16 protein-coding genes are annotated in these 16,942 nt (G+C 71.6%); 4 read left to right on the top strand and 12 right to left on the bottom strand.

Annotated elements, in window-relative coordinates; genetic code table 11:
• Positions 1–33 precede the first annotated feature (33 nt).
• A complete protein-coding gene (locus ABD205_RS22120) occupies positions 34–777 on the top strand; it encodes a sirohydrochlorin chelatase (RefSeq protein WP_344048723.1) in 744 nt (247 codons plus the stop codon).
• Positions 778–952: 175 nt separating this feature from the next.
• Here ABD205_RS22120 and ABD205_RS22115 read toward each other — a convergent pair whose 3' ends face one another.
• From ABD205_RS22115 to ABD205_RS22070, 10 genes are all read right to left on the bottom strand, one after another.
• Positions 953–1,375 (bottom strand): DUF3037 domain-containing protein, encoded by a 423-nt coding sequence (locus ABD205_RS22115; protein ID WP_344048721.1) that lies wholly within the window; start codon positions 1,373–1,375, stop codon positions 953–955.
• Positions 1,372–2,133 (bottom strand): HipA family kinase, encoded by a 762-nt coding sequence (locus ABD205_RS22110; protein WP_344048719.1) that lies wholly within the window; start codon positions 2,131–2,133, stop codon positions 1,372–1,374. Before ABD205_RS22110 ends, ABD205_RS22115 begins: the two co-directional genes overlap by 4 nt.
• On the bottom strand, positions 2,130–2,984 hold the full coding sequence (locus ABD205_RS22105) for a PPK2 family polyphosphate kinase (protein WP_344048717.1): 855 nt from the start codon (positions 2,982–2,984) through the stop codon (positions 2,130–2,132). The genes ABD205_RS22110 and ABD205_RS22105 overlap by 4 nt, the downstream gene beginning before the upstream one ends.
• Positions 2,984–3,481 (bottom strand): phosphoribosyltransferase, encoded by a 498-nt coding sequence (locus tag ABD205_RS22100; protein ID WP_344048715.1) that lies wholly within the window; start codon positions 3,479–3,481, stop codon positions 2,984–2,986. Before ABD205_RS22100 ends, ABD205_RS22105 begins: the two co-directional genes overlap by 1 nt.
• On the bottom strand, positions 3,478–4,092 hold the full coding sequence (locus ABD205_RS22095) for a regulatory protein RecX (RefSeq protein WP_344048713.1): 615 nt from the start codon (positions 4,090–4,092) through the stop codon (positions 3,478–3,480). The genes ABD205_RS22100 and ABD205_RS22095 overlap by 4 nt, the downstream gene beginning before the upstream one ends.
• The gene (gene recA / locus ABD205_RS22090) at positions 4,082–5,137 is read right to left on the bottom strand and encodes a recombinase RecA (protein WP_344048711.1); all 1,056 of its coding nucleotides are present in this window, start codon (positions 5,135–5,137) and stop codon (positions 4,082–4,084) included. Before recA ends, ABD205_RS22095 begins: the two co-directional genes overlap by 11 nt.
• 201 nt (positions 5,138–5,338) lie before the next feature.
• Positions 5,339–5,533, bottom strand: coding sequence for a DUF3046 domain-containing protein (locus tag ABD205_RS22085; RefSeq protein WP_344048709.1), 195 nt, complete (start codon positions 5,531–5,533; stop codon positions 5,339–5,341).
• Positions 5,530–6,342 (bottom strand): ABC transporter permease, encoded by an 813-nt coding sequence (locus ABD205_RS22080; RefSeq protein ID WP_344048707.1) that lies wholly within the window; start codon positions 6,340–6,342, stop codon positions 5,530–5,532. Before ABD205_RS22080 ends, ABD205_RS22085 begins: the two co-directional genes overlap by 4 nt.
• Complete coding sequence (locus ABD205_RS22075; RefSeq protein WP_344048705.1) at positions 6,342–7,136, bottom strand: ABC transporter permease; 795 nt, start codon at positions 7,134–7,136, stop codon at positions 6,342–6,344. The genes ABD205_RS22080 and ABD205_RS22075 overlap by 1 nt, the downstream gene beginning before the upstream one ends.
• Positions 7,136–8,122: an ABC transporter ATP-binding protein gene (locus ABD205_RS22070; protein WP_344048703.1), complete on the bottom strand. Its 987-nt coding sequence runs from the start codon at positions 8,120–8,122 to the stop codon at positions 7,136–7,138. The genes ABD205_RS22075 and ABD205_RS22070 overlap by 1 nt, the downstream gene beginning before the upstream one ends.
• A gap of 127 nt (positions 8,123–8,249) precedes the next feature.
• Here ABD205_RS22070 and ABD205_RS22065 point away from each other — a divergent pair, with 127 nt between their 5' ends.
• Complete coding sequence (locus tag ABD205_RS22065) at positions 8,250–9,533, top strand: APC family permease (protein WP_344048701.1); 1,284 nt, start codon at positions 8,250–8,252, stop codon at positions 9,531–9,533.
• Here ABD205_RS22065 and pdxR read toward each other — a convergent pair.
• Positions 9,469–10,866: a MocR-like pyridoxine biosynthesis transcription factor PdxR gene (pdxR, locus tag ABD205_RS22060; protein ID WP_344048699.1), complete on the bottom strand. Its 1,398-nt coding sequence runs from the start codon at positions 10,864–10,866 to the stop codon at positions 9,469–9,471. The two genes, ABD205_RS22065 and pdxR, sit on opposite strands and share 65 nt — an antisense overlap.
• A gap of 50 nt (positions 10,867–10,916) precedes the next feature.
• Positions 10,917–11,558, bottom strand: coding sequence for an HAD family acid phosphatase (locus ABD205_RS22055; protein WP_344048697.1), 642 nt, complete (start codon positions 11,556–11,558; stop codon positions 10,917–10,919).
• Between the two features lie 92 nt (positions 11,559–11,650).
• On the opposite strand from ABD205_RS22055, the gene ABD205_RS22050 reads away from it, so the two are divergent.
• Positions 11,651–16,177 (top strand): ATP-dependent helicase, encoded by a 4,527-nt coding sequence (locus ABD205_RS22050; RefSeq protein WP_344048695.1) that lies wholly within the window; start codon positions 11,651–11,653, stop codon positions 16,175–16,177.
• Complete coding sequence (locus ABD205_RS22045; RefSeq protein WP_344048693.1) at positions 16,164–16,922, top strand: DNA-formamidopyrimidine glycosylase family protein; 759 nt, start codon at positions 16,164–16,166, stop codon at positions 16,920–16,922. Before ABD205_RS22050 ends, ABD205_RS22045 begins: the two co-directional genes overlap by 14 nt.
• The last annotated feature ends 20 nt before the right edge of the window (positions 16,923–16,942 follow it).

Below are 16,942 nucleotides of genomic sequence, written 5' to 3'. Positions count from 1 at the left end.
AGAACCCTCTCGTAGCACGAAAGGCGGCACACCATGGCTGCTCCCGCTCTCATCGCCCTGGCGCACGGCTCACGCGACCCCCGCTCCGCGGCGACCATCACCGCTCTCGTCGAGGAGGTCCGCGCGCAGCGCCCCGAGCTCCGGGTCGCCGAGGCCTTCCTCGAGCTCGCCTCCCCGGGCTTCCAGAAGGTCGTCGACAAGCTCGTCCGCGAGGGCCACGACGAGATCGTCGTCGTCCCGCTGCTGCTCACCGAGGCCTACCACGCGAAGGTCGACGTCCCGTCAGTGATCGCGGCGGCCAGCGAGCGTCACCCGTTGGTCAAGATCCGCGCCACCGCGGTGCTCGGCCACGAGGCGCGCTTCCTGGAGATCCTCGACGAGCGGCTCAGGGCCGCGCTGAAGGAGGCCCGGGTCCGCGAGCTCGACGCCCTCGTGCTGGCTGCGGCCGGCTCCAGCGACCCGCTGGCGAACGCGTCCGTGGCGCGCCTGGCTCGCCTCTGGGGCGCCCACCACAAGCTCCCGGTCGTGGCCGCGTACGCGTCCGCCACCCCGCCGGCCACCGGCGAGGCGGTCCGCGCGTTCCGTGCCCAGGGCCGCCGGCACATCGCCGTCGCCTCGCTGTTCCTGGCGCCGGGCTGGCTGCCGGACCGGGCCGCTGAGCTCGCACTCGAGGCCGGCGCCGTCGCGGTCGCCCAGCCACTGGGGGCCCACCCAGAGCTGGCCCGGACCATCCTGGCCCGCTACGCCGTCGGCGCCGTCGAGCTCGTCCCCGTCTGACGAGTCGGCGCATCTTCGCACGCTCAGAGGCGCGAGTCGGCGCATCTTCGCAGACAACTTGCGAGGATGCGCCGACTCGGCGCTTCTGGCACGCGAGGATGCGCCGACTCGGCGCTTCTGGCACGCGAGGATGCGCCGACTCGGCGCTTCTGGAACGCGAGGACGCGCCGACTCGTCAGGTGACGAGGCGACTGAGCAGGCGGTCGAGCTCCGCCTGCGGGTCGGTGGTCACGCCGCCGTGCACAGGGCCTGGCTGGAGGACGGTGCTCCGAGGCGCCTTGAGGAACCCGAAGCGCGTGCTCGGGGTGTCGCCGACCGAACGGACGCCGTACGCCGTGGCACGCGTCGCCTCGCCGTAGGCACCGTGCGCCTCGCCGGCGCAGACCATCTCGACCGCCTCGAGCGCCGCACGGACGGCCGCGATGTCGAGGCCGGGTGCGAGCGCGCGCAGCCGCTCTTCGTCGAGCCGCCACGCGCATGCCAGGAAGTCCCGCTCGGGGCAGAAGAGCACCACGCCCACGTTCACGAACTCCTCGCGCTCCACGCGTGGAACGCAGCGGAGCACGGTGTACTGGTACGGCGACCGTGTCTCACTCATGAGGGCAGCCACTCCCGTCCCAGGTCGAGGCGTGCCCGTAGGAACTCGATGTAGCGATCACGCACGGCTGGGGCATCGTCGGCACCGGGGACGGGCTCGAGCCACTGGTCCGGCACGTCGCCGAGGATGCCGGCCAACGCGTCGTCGGTGAGCCGCGCCGCCAGCGCCTTGTCCTGGTCACGGGCCTGCGCCACGAACCCGCGCAGCACGTGCTCGGAGACGTCGTACGGCTGTGCCGCGAACCGCTCCGGATTCCCGGGCGCACCCGGCCACGAGTGGTGGAAGTAGAGCGAGGCGCCGTGGTCGATGGCCCGCACCGTCCCGCCCCAGACCAGCAGGTTGGGGTTGCGCCAGCTGCGATCGACGTTGGCGGTGAGCGCGTCGATCCACAGGATGCGGCCGGCCAGGTCCGGATCGGGCTCGTACGCCGCGTCGTACCCGAACGCGCCGGGCAGGAAGTCGATGCCGAGGTTGGAGCCGCAACTGGCGTTGAGCAGGTCCTGGACCTCCTCGTCGGCCTCGTAACGGGCGATCTGGGGGTCGAGGTCGAGCTCCACCTGGACAGGCGTCGGCACGTCGAGGGCCCTGGCGAGGCCGGCCACGATGACTTCCGCGACCAGGACGCGCAGCCCCTGGCCCGCACCGCGGAACTTGCAGACGTACGTGCCGAGGTCGTCGCCCTCGACGATGCCCGGGAGGCTGCCCCCCTCGCGCAGGGGTGTGACATAACGGGTGACGCGGACCTGCGCGAGCGTCACCCCTCACGCTCCCCGATCGTGTCAGCCGCGAGCCGCTTCCGTTCGGCCGCGACGTCGAAGTCCGCCGCCGGCCAGCCGAGGTCGAGGGACTTCAACGTCTCGTGGAGGAGCTTGGCGATCGCGAGGTTGCGATACCACTTCTTGTCGCTCGGCACGACGTACCACGGAGCCGCCTCGGTGTTGGTGCGCTCGAGCGCGACCTCGTAGGCCTCGGTGTAGGCGGCCCACTGCTGGCGCTCGTCGACATCCCCCGGGTTGTACTTCCAGTGCTTGGCGGGGTCGTCCAGCCGGGCGAGCAGCCGCTTCATCTGCTCGGCGGGCGAGATGTGCAGCATGCACTTCACGATGACGGTGCCCTCGTCCACGAGCCGCTGCTCGAAGTCGTTGATCGCACCGTATCGGCGCTCGATCTCCTCGGGTGGCGCGAAGGAGTGCACCCGCGCGATCAGCACGTCCTCGTAGTGGGAGCGGTCGAACACACCGAGGTATCCACGCGCAGGGACCGCCTTCTCGATGCGCCACAGGAAGTCATGGGCGCGCTCCTCGTCAGTCGGAGCCTTGAAGGAGGTGATCCGTACGCCGACCGGGTCGACCAGGCCGACGGTGTGCTTGAGCACGCCGCCCTTGCCGGACGTGTCCATCCCCTGCAGGACGAGCAGCACCCGCCGGCCGTCGGGCTGTGCGCGCTGGGCGAAGAGCTTGGTCTGGAGCTTCACGAGCGCCGGGCCGAGCGCGTCGAGGCGACGCTTGCCGCGCTTCTTCCCCATGTCGAGCCCGGGCGTGCCGCCAGGCGAGTACGCCGACAGGTCGACCGGACCTCGCGGGATGCGTAGCTCATCGAGAAGGCTCATCAGTGCGCTATCCCTCCGTGACGGTTGACCAACGGTGGCATCGAGGACCACGGGAAGTCGATCCACTTCTCGGTACGGCGCCAGACGTACTCGGCGTTGATGACGGTCCACGGCTTCTCGTAGATGACCGCCGTCCTCGCCTCAGCGACGTGGTCGGCACAGAACTCGTGGACGACCTCCAAGGTCTTGCCCGAGTCGGCGACGTCGTCGGCGATCAACACCTTGAGGCCGGTCAGGTCGACCGCTGCGGGTGTGGGCGGCAACATCATCGGCACGTCGAGAGTCTGGCCGACGCCGGTGTAGAACTCGACGTTGACGGCGGAGAGGTTCTTGACGTCCAGCGCATAGCCCAGCCCCATGCCGAGGCCGAGACCTCCCCGGGCGATGGAGAGCACCATGTCCGGCTCGTAGCCGGAGTCCACGACCTGTTGGGCGACCTCTCGGACGGCGATGCCGAAGAGCTCGTAGGTCAGGACTTCCCGCTCGGGTTCGCTCACGCGTCGGATTCTGGCATGCCGGCGACCTCGTCACGCACGACGGCCAGCGCCAATCCTGACGGGTAGCCCTTGCGCGCGAGCATGCCGACCAGCCGCCTGGCCTTCGTGGTGTCGTCCAGGCGACTCATGGTGCGGAGCTTGCGCTGCACGAGTGCCCGGGCGGCAGCCTCCTCGTCCGCGGGGTCGAGCTCGTCGAGAGCCTCGCGCACGACATCGTCGGCGACACCCTTGCGGCGCAGCTCCTGTGCCAACGCTCGCCGAGCGAGCCCCTTGGACGACTGGCGGCTTGTCGTCCAGAGCCGGGCGAAGGCCTGGTCGTCCACCAGCCCGACCTCCTCGAACCTGTCGAGCAGGCGGGCGGCGATCTCTTCGGGGACATTGCGCTTCGCCAGGCGGGTGGCGAGCTCGTGACGGCTGCGCGCCTGACCGGTGAGCTGGTCGAGCAGGATCTTCCGTGCCACCGACTCGGGATCCGCGGCCGGACCCTCGACGACCTCATCCACCGGCGGTGGCTGCGTCTCGGCGCCGCGCCGTGTCCAGGCGTCGACCCCGAGGCTGACGTCCCCGACCCAGTCGGGGACATCAGCACTCGATGCGGACTCAGAAGTCATCGACACCGATCGGGTCGGCCGGAAGGTCGGCGCTCTCCGGGCTGTCGACCGTCGGGCCGACGCCGAGCTTCTCGAGGATCTTCTTCTCGATCTCGTTGGCGAGGTCGGGGTTGTCCTTCAGGAAGTTGCGGGCGTTCTCCTTGCCCTGGCCGAGCTGATCACCCTCGTAGGTGAACCAGGCCCCGGCCTTGCGGATGAGACCGGCCTCGACGCCGACGTCGATCAGGCCGCCCTCGCGGCTGATCCCCTTGCCGTACATGATGTCGAACTCGGCCTGCTTGAACGGCGGGGCGACCTTGTTCTTCACGACCTTGACGCGGGTCCGGTTGCCGACCATGTCGGTCCCGTCCTTCAGCGTCTCGATGCGACGCACGTCGAGGCGGACCGAGGAGTAGAACTTGAGGGCGCGGCCACCGGTCGTCGTCTCGGGCGAGCCGAACATGACGCCGATCTTCTCGCGCAGCTGGTTGATGAAGATCGCCGTCGTGCCGGCGCCGTTGAGGGCACCCGTCATCTTCCGCAGCGCCTGGCTCATGAGCCGCGCCTGCAGACCGACGTGGCTGTCGCCCATCTCGCCCTCGATCTCGGCCCGCGGCACGAGCGCCGCGACCGAGTCGATGACGATCAGGTCGAGCGCGCCCGAGCGGATCAGCATGTCCGCGATCTCGAGCGCCTGCTCGCCGGAGTCGGGCTGGCTGACCAGGAGCGCGTCCGTGTCGACACCGAGCGCCTTGGCGTAGTCCGGGTCGAGTGCGTGCTCGGCGTCGATGAAGGCCACGACGCCGCCACCACGCTGGGCGCTGGCGACCGCGTGCAGGGCGACAGTGGTCTTGCCGGAGGACTCCGGACCGTAGATCTCCACCACCCGGCCGCGCGGCAGGCCGCCGATGCCCAGGGCCACGTCCAGCGCGATCGCACCGGTGGGGATCACCTCCAGCGGGGCGCGCGAGTCGTCGCCCAGGCGCATCACCGAGCCCTTGCCGAACTGCTTCTCGATGTTGGCGAGCGCGGCGTCCAGCGCCTTCTCGCGGTCTCCACCAGCCATGGCGGTCGTCCTTCCTTCGTGCGTCTTCGTGGTCGCTTTTCCTCGTGTCTTCGTCATCGAGGAGGACGCTAGACGAGCCCACCGACAAACCCGGAAAGGCGCCTCGAGCACCTGTGGATCACGTCGACCAGCGCGCCACCTGTGGATACAATCTAGCCCGAACAGATGTTCGATCCACTGATTTGTCCGGCGTGTCGCGACTCAGCGCTCACTCGGCGGGAGCCCGAGGGTGTCGTGCACCGCACGCCAGACCTGCAGAGGGCTGTAGCCGGCGTCCAGCGCCTGCCGAGCGGTCCGGCCACCGAGGGCGCTCATGACGAACTGGTCGGCCCACGCCTCGTAGTAGCCCGCCCCCAGGGCCCGCTCCATCCGGGCCCAGAACTCGGTGTGCCTCATGTCAGCAACAACCTGTCGAGCCGACGGCGAACGACGAGCAGCCCAGCGACCCCGAGCGCTACCAGATAGGCGACGGACACCAGCGAGCCCCACGACACGGCGCCCGTGGTGAGCTCTCGGCAGAGCACGACACCGCGATACAGCGGAGTGCACTCCACGACCCATCGCAGCCAGTCCGGATAGGCGGTGACCGGGAAGAAGGTGGCCGAGAACAGGAACATCGGCAGCATGCCCAGCGTCACGTACTCGAAGTCCTGCCAGGACCGCATGAAGGTCGTCAGGGCCATCCCGACCGCACCGAACGCGAGGCCGATGAGCAGCGTGGCCGGGACCACCAGCACCGCCCACCAGGAGCCGATCAGGCCCATCGCCAGCATGACGAGCACGAAGGCGGCGGAGTAGCAGCCCCCACGCAGCAGCGACCACGACAACTCGCCGCGGGCGACGTCGAGGGTCGTCAACGGCGTCGCGAGCATCTGGTCGAAGAGCTTGTTGTACTTCAGCTTGAAGAAGAAGTTGAAGGTCGCGTCCAGGAGAGCGCCGTTCATCGCCGACGCCGCGAGCATGCCCGGCGCCACGAACTCGCGATAGTCGATCGGCTCGCCGTTGAACTCGAAGCCGTGGACGAGCTTGCCGACGCCGATCCCGATCGAGAACAGGTAGAACACCGGCTCGAGGAACCCGGTCGCGAACACCGTCCAGGCACGCCGGTACGCCAGGAAGTTGCGGTAGAGCAGGAGCGAGACCGCCTCGCCGGCGCGCACAGGCCGGCTGACCGCGGTGTTGAGAGCCACGTTGACGAGCGCCATCACTTCACCAGCCGTCTGCTCAGTCGGCGCACCGTCAGCCGCCAGCCGACGACAGCGAGCACGGCGAGGTAGGCCACGTGGACGGCTGCTCGGCCCCAGTGCACGTCTCCGAGGACGAGCATCCGGGTCAGGTCGACGCCGTGCCAGAGCGGCGTGATCCTCGCGACGACCTCCAGGACCGGCCCGAGGTTGTCGATCGGGAAGAAGGTGCCCGAGAAGAGCGTCAGCGGGATCATCCCGAGACGGAAGACCAGGGCGAACGCCGACTCGTCCTCCAGGCCAGCGGCGAACGCGAAGACAGGCGTCGCGAACGCCAGCCCGATGAGCATCTGCACCGGCAGCGCGAGAACGGTCCCCCACACCGAGCCGAACACGCCGAACGGCGCGAGCACGGCGAGGAAGACACCGCAGGAGAAGGCCACCCTGAGCACGATGAAGCCGAGCTGAGCCAGCACGATCTCGCCGACGCTGAGCGGCGACGCGATCATCGAGTAGTAGATCCGCTGCCACTTGACCATGCCCATGACCGGATAGGTGGTCTCGCTGAAAGCGATCGTCATGGCCTGCGCGGCGACCATGCCGGGGGCGATGAAGGCGAGGTACGACGGCGCGCCGCCGAGCCTGTCCGGGTCAGCCGTGACGTAGCCACCGAGCAGGACCCCCATCGCGACGACGTAGAAGAACGGCGTCACGAACGACGTGATGACGCCGCCCTTCCACGTCCGCTTGTAGACGATCGTCCAGTAGTCGGCCAGCCGGAGCGCGCCGGCGATCGGCACCGTGGGCGTCGCCATCAGTCCGCCAGGGTGCGGCCGGTCAGCCGCAGGAAGACGTCCTCGAGCGTGGCGCGCCGAACGAGCGTCGTCTCGGGCCGAAGTCCACGGCCGAGCACCTCCTGCAGCGCGCGCTCGCCGTCCTCGGTGTAGAGCAGCAGCCGGTCGGGCAGCACCTCGACCCGGTCGGCGAGGTCCGACACCTGCGGCGCGGCGGCCTCGTTCTGCCCGACGCCGAACCTGATCTCGGCCACCTCGCGGGTGGAGTAGCGCTCGATCAGCTCGCGAGGCGAGCCCTCCGCGACGATCACGCCCTTGTCCATCACGACCAGACGGTCCGCGAGCTGCTCCGCCTCATCCATGTAGTGAGTGGTCAGCACGAGGGTCACGCCCTGCTGCTTGAGCCGGAACAGGCGGTCCCAGATGACGTGGCGCGCCTGCGGGTCGAGCCCTGTCGTGGGCTCGTCGAGGATGAGGATCTCGGGCTTGTTGATCAGACTCCGCGCGATCGTCAGACGCCGCTTCATGCCCCCGGAGAGGTCGTCGACCTTGGCACGCGCCTTGTCTGTCAGCTGCACGAAGTCGAGCAGCTCGTCGATCCGACCCTTGACCACGTCGCGCGGGAGCCCGAAGTAGCGACCGTAGACGTAGAGGTTCTCCCAGACGTTGAGCTCGGTGTCGAGGGTGTCCTCCTGCGGGCAGACACCGATCCGTGCCCGGATCTCAGGGCCGTGGGTCGCCGGGTCGAGCCCGAAGATGCGCAGGTCGCCGCCGCTCACCGGCGACACGCAGCAGATCATCCGCATGGTGCTCGACTTGCCGGCGCCGTTGGGGCCGAGGAAGCCGAAGGCCACTCCACGCTGTACGTCGACGTCGATGCCCCGGACCGCCTCGAACTCGGTCCCCTGCCCCTTCTTCCCGCGTTGCCCGAAGGACTTGCGCAGCCCGCGCGCCGAGATCATCGACGGCGGGTCGGAGGATGCCGGCACCACGGGAGCCGAGGTCATGGGTTCGGACACACTCCTGACCCTAGGACGCCCCACCGACAGCCTCGAACGCCGGGGGCGATTGGCCCAGTCGATCGTGGCGAAATTGGCCGGGTGGCGGGCCACTATGTCGCTTTACGCTCCGTGTGTGACTCGCTCCGGACTCTCCGTCACCCAGGGCGCGGCCCTCACCCTCGGCGCCGTGCTCGGCACCGGGGTCATCTCGCTCCCCGCCCTCGCCGCCGCCGAGGCCGGACCAGCTTCGCTCGTCGCCTGGATAGCGCTCATCGTGATGTCGGTCCCCCTCGCGACGACCTTCGCCGCGCTCGGCGCCCGCCACCCCGACGGCGGCGGTGTGTCGACATACGCACGGCTCGCCTTCGGTGAGCACGTCGCCGTCATGGTCGGCTGGGCGTGCTACCTCACGATCGGCGTCGGCGCCCCGGTCGCGGCCGCGTTCGCCGGTGCGTACGTCGCCGACGCAGTAGGCGGCGGACGACCGACGACCCTCGCCGCGACCGCCGGCATCATCGCGCTCGTCACCGTGCTCAACTGGTTCGGGATCCGGATCTCCGGCCGGATCCAGCTCGGCATCGCCGCGGCGATCGCGCTCCTGCTCGCCGTCTCCGTGCTGGTCTCACTCCCGCACGCGGACCTGGCCCACCTGACTCCGTTCGCGCCCCACGGCTGGGCGTCGGTCGGCCGCGCAGCGGCGGTGCTGGTATGGGCGTTCGCGGGCTGGGAGATCCTCACCTCGCTGTCGGCGGAGTATCGCGACCCCGCGCGCGACATCCGCCGCTCGACGGCGATCGCGCTGGTCGTGGTCGGCGTGCTCTACCTGGGGATCGCCTTCGTGACCGTGGCGGTCCTCGGGCCGGCGACCGGCCCCGCGCCCCTGTCCGACCTCCTCGTGCTCGGCTTCGGCGATGCAGCGCGGCCGGTGACCACGGTCGTCGCCGTCCTGCTGACCGTCGGGGCCGTCAACGCGTACTTCGCGGGCGGCTCACGGCTCGGTGCCGCACTCGCCCGCGACGGCGGCCTGCCTCGCGTCCTGGCAGCCGGTGGAGGGCCGGGCGAGGTGCCGCGCCGCTCACTCGCGGTGATCGCCACGATCGCTCTGGGATCGGTCGCGACGCTGGCGCTGCTGGACCTTCCCACCGACGCGACACTGCTCCTGGCGACGGGCACCTTCTCCTTCGTGTACGTCGTCGGGGCCGCGGCCGCGCTCCGCCTCCTCCCCCGGCGTACGCCGGCCTGGTGGTGCGCCGTCGCGTCCCTGGCCTCAGCCCTCGTGCTGCTGGCGATGACCGGCACACACGTCATCGGTCCGGCCCTGTTCGCCGCCGGAGGTCTGGTGTGGACCCTCGTCAGGAGGCGGTCCACCCCGCCGCCAGTGCCAGCCGAGCCAGTCCCGGCCGGATCGTGTCCGTGACGGCGGCGCCGTAGCCGAGCACGAGGCCGTCACGGCCGGCGCCGACACGGTGCTGGGCGATGGTCTCGACGGCGATCCCCTCCGAGCGGACGCGCTCGGCGAGGTCGGGCGGCACGGCGGCGTACGCCGCGAGGTGCAGGCCGGCCGCCGACGGGACCACCTCCACGGGCAGACCGTCGAGGGCGGCCAGCACCAGGGCTCGGCGTTCGCCGTACACCTTCGCGGCTCGGCGCACATGGCGTCCGAGCAGGCCTTCCTCGAGGAAGCGCGCCAGCGCGGCCTGCGGCTGGACCGGCCCGAACCCGTCGGTCAGCTGCTTCGCGCCCGACAACGCGTCGACGAGGCTCGGTGGCGCGACCAGGTATCCCGCCCGCAGGCTCGGCAGCAGCGACTTGGAGAAGGTCCCGACGTAGACGACCCTGCCACTGCGGTCGAGCGCGTGAAGGGGCTCCAGCGGCCGCTCGCTGAAGCGGAACTCGCTGTCGTAGTCGTCCTCCACCACCGCCGCGTCGTGGCGCGCGGCGAAGGTGAGCAGCTCTCGGCGCCGGGCCAGGCTCAGCGCCACGCCGAGCGGGAACTGGTGGCTCGGTGTGGTGTAGACCAGTCGCGTCCGGGCCGGCAGCTCGTCGACGACGAGGCCCTCGGCGTCGACCCGCACCGGCACGACCGTGGCACCGTGGGACGCGAAGAGGTCACGCGCCGCGGCATAGCCCGGATCCTCCACGGCCACGGTGTCACCGGGCTGCAGGAGCACCCGCGCCACGACGTCGAGCGCCTGCTGGGTGCCGCTGGTGACGACGACCTCGTCCGGGTCGGCCCGCACGCCCCGCCCGTAGGCCACCGAGTGGGCGATCGCCTCGCGCAGCCGCGGGAGGCCGGCCGGGCCGCCGTACGCCCCCGGGCTGTGCCCGCGGAGCCGTGACTCCGCCGCCAGGATCCGACGCCACGTCTCGAACGGGAAGAGGGAGGCGTCGGGGATGCCGACCCTGAAGTCGTACGCCGGCACGGGACTGTCCCCGCTGACGGCGACGGGCGGCCAGCGCCAGCCCGGACGCGGCCGCAGCGAGCCCGCGGCGCAGCGCGGCGGCGTGGCTGCGACCTCGCTGACGAAGGTGCCCGCCCCGACCCGTGCTTCGAGGAAGCCCTCCGCGACCAGTCGTTCGTAGACCGTCGCGACCGTGGTCCGGGAGATGCCGAGATCTCCCGCGAGCGTGCGGCTCGAGGGAAGCCGATCGCCGGGCACGAGCCTGGCCTCCCGCAACGCGTCGCGCAGCGCGCGGTAGAGCGCCCCGGCACGGTCACCGCGCTCGCTCAGGTCGAGGGAGAGGTCCACGTGCTCACCATGCCCGAGAGCACCGACAGAGGGCGATGCCGCGAGCCGCCCTAACCGAGCCTGCCGCCGTAGTCCGGCAGCAGCACGGCGCGCTCGTAGTAGCCGCCGTGGAACGCCTGCCTGTTGCTCGAGATGTTGGCGGTGATCGTGTAGCCCCTGGCCGCGATGGCGCGTCGACACTGCTGCTTGGCCACCGGGACCCGCTCGCCGGGCGCGCGTCCACAGACCCCGTCGAAGTCGAACCCTGCCCTGTGCAGCAGGCGGCTCAGACGATGCTGCTCACGCTGGAAGCGCCCGGTCACGAAGAACACCGCCATGCCGAGCCGGCGGGCGTGCCGGGCGACCCGCAGCGTCGGCGGGACACCCCGTGGCCAGTCGTAGTGGGAGGCGAGGGCGACGTTGTCGATGCCGAGCACCACGGCCAGCCTGCCAGCCGCGCGGGCGCGCGCGTCGAGATACGTCGGGACGTCCGACAGCGCCGTCGACACGTCGCGCAGCCACACCCGCTTCGGCGGGATCCGGTCGTGGCGAGCGTGGTGGGGGTGGGCGCGCGGAGCGCTCGCGAAGGCGGGCGCGGCCATCGTCATGGCGAGCGTCATGGCGAGCGTCATGGCGAGCGCCACCGCGAGCGGGAAGACGACGGCGACGGGAGGGGCCGGGCGAAGGCGACCGGCCGTGCTGCTGTGGGACATGTCTGCTTTCTGTCGGGGACAGGACCCATAACGGCCGCCGAGCGCCCCGCCTGAGCGGTTCGGGTGTCGGTGCCGTGCGCAAGGATGGTCGCATGCCCCTCGAGCGATTCAGCGAGCCGACCCGCGCGTGGTTCTCGGCCGCCTTCGCGGAGCCGACTCCCGCGCAGCAGGGTGCCTGGGAGGCGATCAGCAAGGGACGGCACGCGCTGGTCGTGGCGCCCACCGGCTCCGGCAAGACGTTGAGCGCGTTCCTCTGGGCGGTCGACCGGCTGCTGACCGACGCCGTCCCCGAGAAGGCGAAGCGCACCCGGGTGCTCTACGTCAGCCCGCTCAAGGCTCTCGCCGTCGACGTCGAGCGCAACCTGCGAACGCCGCTCGTCGGGATCCGGCAGACGGCCGAGCGCCTCGGCACGAAGACCCATGACGTGCGCGTCGGCGTGCGGTCCGGCGACACCCCCGCCAACGAGCGTCGCCGGCTCGTCACGGCGCCCCCGGACATCCTCATCACCACTCCGGAGTCGCTCTTCCTCATGCTCACCAGCCAGGCGCGCGAGTCGCTGCGCGGTGTCGAGACGGTGATCCTCGACGAGGTGCACGCCGTCGCCGGCACCAAGCGCGGCGCCCACCTCGCGCTGACCCTCGAGCGGCTCGACGCCCTGCTCGAGAAGCCGGCGCAGCGGGTGGGCCTGTCGGCGACGGTGCGCCCGCTCGAGGAGGTCGCACGCTTCCTCGGCGGCACGGCCCCGGTCGAGATCGTCGCGCCACCCGCGGACAAGCGGTGGGACCTCAAGGTCGTGGTGCCGGTCGAGGACATGACGGCCCCGGAGGAGTACGACGAGGAGTCGGGCGACCCGCAGCGGAGCAACTCGCTCTGGCCGCACGTGGAGGAGCGCGTCGCCGGGCTCATCGCACAGCACCGCTCGACCATCGTCTTCGCCAACTCCCGGCGGCTCGCCGAGCGCCTGACCGCTCGTCTCAACGAGATCGCCTCCGGGGTCGACGCGGACGGGGCGCCGCCAGCGCAGCTGATGGCGCAGTCCGGGCAGAGCCACGGCGCCGAGACGATCATCGCGAAGGCGCACCACGGCTCGGTGTCGAAGGAGCAGCGGGCGCTGATCGAGGACGACCTCAAGGCCGGCCGACTGCCGGCGGTCGTGGCGACGAGCAGCCTCGAGCTGGGCATCGACATGGGCGCGGTCGACCTCGTGGTGCAGATCGAGTCGCCGCCCAGCGTGGCCAGCGCCCTGCAGCGGGTCGGTCGCGCGGGCCACCAGGTCGGCGAGGTCTCCCGGGGGATCCTCTTCCCCAAGCACCGCGGCGACCTCGCGCAGACGGCAGTGGCCGTCGAGCGGATGCGCTCGGGAGCGATCGAGTCGCTCAGCGTGCCCGCCAACCCGCTCGACGTGCTGGCCCAGCAGGTCGTCGCGGCGACGGCGATGGACCAGTGGCCGGTCGACGACCTCTTCGAGCTGGTCAGACGCGCCGCGTCGTACTCCGCCTTGCCGCGGAGCGCGTTCGACGCCACCCTCGACCTGCTGGCGGGGCGCTATCCGAGCGACGAGTTCGCCGAGCTCCGGCCACGGATCGTGTGGGACCGGGTCACCGGGACGCTGACGGGCCGGCCCGGCGCGCAGCGGCTGGCGGTGACGAGCGGCGGCACGATTCCCGACCGGGGTTTGTTCGGCGTCTACCTGGCTGTGGGCGAGGGGCCGGGCCGGCGGGTGGGCGAGCTGGACGAGGAGATGGTCTACGAGTCGCGCGTCGGTGACGTGTTCGCCCTCGGGGCGACCAGCTGGCGGATCGAGGACATCACCCACGACCGTGTGCTCGTGACGCCCGCGCCGGGAGTGCCAGGACGCCTGCCGTTCTGGAAGGGCGACAGCCTCGGCAGACCCGCCGAGCTCGGCGAGGCGATCGGTGCGTTCACCCGCGAGCTCGCGGCGCTTCCGCCGGCGAAGGCGGAGGCGCGCGCGCAGGAGGGCGGACTCGATGAGTGGGCTGCCGGCAACCTGGTCGCCTACCTCACCGAGCAGGCGGAGGCCACCCGCGTGCTGCCCAGCGACACGACCCTGCTGGTCGAGCGCTTCCGCGATGAGCTCGGCGACTGGCGACTGGTCCTCCACTCCCCTTACGGCACGCCGGTGCACGCACCGTGGGCACTCGCGATCAACGCGCGGCTCCGCGAGCGGTTCGGTGTCGACGGACAGGCGGTCGCCTCCGATGACGGCATCGTCATCCGGATCCCCGACACCGAGGCCGAGCCGCCCGGGCCGGACATCGTCGTCTTCGACCCGGGCGAGATCGAGGACATCGTCACCACCGAGGTCGGCGGGTCGGCGCTCTTCGCCAGCCGCTTCCGCGAGTGCGCGGCCCGCGCCCTCCTGCTCCCACGGCGCGACCCCGGCAGGCGCAGCCCCCTCTGGCAGCAGCGTCAGCGGTCGGCGGCACTGCTGCAGGTCGCCGCTCAGTATCCGTCGTTCCCGATCGTCCTCGAGGCCGTCCGCGAGTGTCTGCGGGACGTCTACGACCTGTCCTCGCTCGTGACGCTGCTGCGTCGGGTCGAGCGCCGTGAGGTGCAGGTGGTCGACGTGGCCACGACGACCCCGTCGCCGTACGCACGGAGCCTGCTGTTCGGCTACGTCGCCCAGTTCATGTACGAGGGCGACTCCCCCATCGCCGAGCGCCGCGCGGCGGCGCTGTCCCTCGACCAGGGGCTGCTCGCCGAGCTCCTCGGCCGGGCGGAGCTGCGCGAGCTTCTCGACCCCGAGGTCCTCGCCGAGCTCGAGGCGGAGCTGCAGCGGCTCGCCCCGGACCGGCGCGCACGGGACGCCGAGGGCGTCGTGGACCTGCTCCGCCTCGTCGGCCCGCTGAGCAGCGCCGAGGTGCAGGCGCGCACCGTCCCTGACGCCGCTGCGACCGTCACCATGCTCGATGGCCTCGTCGCCGCCCGTCGTGTCGTCCCCGTCCGCGTGGCCGGCGACGACCGTTGGGCCGTCGTCGAGGACGTCGGCCGGCTGCGGGACGGCCTCGGCGTCGCTGTGCCGCCCGGCGTCCCCGCCGTCTTCACCGAGCCCGTCGAGGATCCGTTGGGCGACCTCGTCTCTCGCTACGCCCGCACACACGGACCTTTCACGGCTGACGAGGTGGCCGACAGGCTCGGCCTCGGCGTCGCGGTGGTGCGCCACACTCTCCAGCGCCTCGCGGCTCGTGGCCGCGTGCTCGACGGCGAGTTCCGGCCGGCAGGCGTCGTCGGCGGTCAGGAGTGGTGCGACGCCGACGTCCTGCGGACCCTCCGTCGACGTTCGCTGGCGCGTCTGCGTCACGAGATCGAACCGGTCGAGCCGGCGACGCTCGGTCGCTTCCTGCCGGCCTGGCAGCGTGTCTCGGCCACGGCGAAGGGATTGCGCGGCATCGACGGCGTGCTCGCCGTCGTCGACCAGCTCGCCGGCTGCCCGGTGCCGGCGAGTGCACTCGAGCCGCTGGTGCTCGCAGCACGCGTGGTCGACTACGAGCCGGCCTACCTCGACGAGCTGACGACGACCGGCGAGGTGCTCTGGTCCGGACACGGGCCGCTGCCGGGCGCCGACGGGTGGATCTCGCTGCACGCCGCCGACAGCGCCGAGCTGACGCTGCCCGAGCCGCAGGAGCTCGAAGGGCTCGACCACCGCGACGCCGAGCTCGCCGAAGCGGTCCTGCAGGCGCTGTCGCCTGGTGGCGCCTGGTTCTTCCGCCAGCTCTCCGACGCCGTCGGCGCCCAGGACGACCCCGGGCTCAGCGCCGTGCTGTGGCATCTCGTCTGGGCGGGACGCATCAGCAACGACACCCTCGCCCCGGTCCGCGCCCTGACCGGGGCCGGCACGCCTGCCCACCGGACCCGACGGCAGCCGCCACGCGCCCGGCTCTCGGGCGGCCGGGGGCGGATGCCGGCACGGTCGGGACCGCCCGAGACAGCCGGCCGATGGGCCCTCCTCCCGGAGATCGACTCGGACGCGACGCGGCGCGCGCACGCCACCGCCGAGCGACTCCTCGAGCGGCACGGCGTCGTGACGCGTGGTGCCGTGGTCAACGAGCGGGTTCCCGGCGGCTTCGCCGGCGTCTACAAGGTGCTGAGCGCCTTCGAGGACTCAGGTCGGGCCCGGCGCGGCTACTTCGTGGAGGGCCTCGGCGCTGCTCAGTTCGGGACGGCGGGCGCCGTCGACCGGCTGCGGACCTACAGCAGGAGCACCGACGACGGCGTCAAGCCGATCGCCGTGGCACTGGCAGCCACCGACCCCGCGAACCCGTTCGGCGCTGCCCTGCCGTGGCCGGCCGGCGAAGGACACCGTCCTGGACGCAAGGCGGGCGCGATCGTCGTCCTCGTCGACGGTGACCTCGTGCTCTACGTCGAGCGCGGTGGACGGACCCTCCTCACCTGGTCGGAGGAGCCCGACCGGCTGGACCCCGCCGCAGAGGCGCTGGCCGACGCCGTCCGTCGGGGTGCCCTCGGGCGGTTGACCGTGGAGCGAGCCGACGGCGACCGCCTGCTCGGCTCCGGCGACACGCCGCTGCGACACGCGCTCCAGTCCGCCGGCTTCGTGGCGACACCCAGAGGTCTGCGGATCAGCGATGCCCGAAGGTGACGCCGTCCTCCGGACGGCACGCCGGCTCGACCGTGCGCTGACCGGCGAGGTCCTGACCCGCACGGACGTGCGGGTGCCTCGCTTCGCCACGGTGGACCTCGCCGGGCAGACCGTCGCGGGCACGGTCGCGCGCGGCAAGCACCTGCTGACCCGCATCGGCGACGACTGGACGCTGCACACCCACCTCAAGATGGACGGCTCGTGGGCCATCCTCGGCCCCGGACAACGCTGGCCCAAGCCCGCGCACACCGTCCGCGTCGTCCTCGAGACGGACACGGCCCAGGCGGTCGGGTTCCTGCTCGGCGTCGTCGAGGTGCTCGCACGCTCGCACGAGGCGGAGGCGGTCGGGCACCTCGGCCCCGACCTGCTCGGCAGCGACTGGGACGAGGACGAGGCCGTCCGCCGGTTGCGGGCCCATCCCGACGAGCCGGTGTTCGACGCGCTGCGCGACCAGACCAGCCTCGCCGGCATCGGCACGATGTGGGCCGCCGAGATCTGTTTCACGATGGGGCTTCATCCGACCACACCCGTCCGCGACGTGCCTGATCTCCTGCGGACCGTGCGGGTCGGGCATCTCAAGCTCGAGCAGGCGATGGCACGCCGACCGCCCACGAACGCCGTCTACGGGCGCGGTCGCGCCGCCTGCCTGCGCTGTGGCACTCCGATCCAGCGGATGGAGCTGGGCGGCGAGGCGCGGCCCCGGCCGGCGTACTTCTGCCCGGCGTGCCAGCCGATGCGCTCCTAGCCGCGCCGCACCCGGACCCC

Source organism: Nocardioides panacihumi, from assembly GCF_039530925.1.
Taxonomy (GTDB): Bacteria; Actinomycetota; Actinomycetes; order Propionibacteriales; family Nocardioidaceae; genus Nocardioides; species Nocardioides panacihumi.
The sequence above is the reverse complement of the archived record's forward strand: the minus strand, read 5'-3'. Positions and strand labels throughout refer to the sequence as shown.